General features: G+C 68.6%; 1 protein-coding gene. It reads left to right on the plus strand.

Annotated features, from left to right (window positions below; translation table 11 throughout):
* Window positions 1-669, plus strand: a 669-nt coding sequence (locus IF78_RS0142915) for a PLP-dependent aminotransferase family protein (RefSeq protein ID WP_031498933.1), incomplete at both ends; no start/stop codon positions are given.

Genomic DNA, 669 nt, shown 5'->3' on the forward strand with positions numbered 1-669 from the left:
CGAGCTGGAGCGCCAGCAGTCCACCCTGGAGATGATCGCCTCCGAGAACTTCGCGCCGGTCGCGGTCATGCAGGCGCAGGGCTCGGTCCTGACGAACAAGTACGCCGAGGGCTATCCGGGCCGTCGTTACTACGGCGGCTGCGAGCACGTCGACGTCGCCGAGCAGATCGCCATCGACCGGATCAAGGAACTGTTCGGCGCCGAGTACGCCAACGTCCAGCCCCACTCCGGCGCCTCCGCCAACCAAGCCGCCCTGTTCGCGCTCGCCCAGCCCGGGGACACCATCCTCGGTCTGGACCTGGCCCACGGCGGCCACCTCACCCACGGGATGCGGCTGAACTTCTCCGGCAAGCAGTTCAACGTCGTCCCCTACCACGTGGACGACTACCTGTGGGTGGACATGGCCCACTTCGCCGGCCTGGTCGCGGCCGGGCTGCACCCCAACCCGGTCGAGCACGCGGATGTCGTCACCTCGACCACGCACAAGACCCTCGGTGGCCCGCGCGGCGGCATCATCCTGGCCAGGCAGGCCTTCGCGAAGAAGCTGAACTCCTCGGTCTTCCCGGGCTTCCAGGGCGGGCCGCTGGAGCATGTGATCGCGGCCAAGGCGGTCTCCTTCAAGGTCGCCGCCTCGGAGGAGTTCAAGGAGCGCCAGCGCCGTACGGTCGA

The sequence above is a fragment of the Streptomyces bicolor genome, assembly GCF_000719285.1.
Lineage (GTDB): Bacteria > Actinomycetota > Actinomycetes > Streptomycetales > Streptomycetaceae > Streptomyces > Streptomyces bicolor.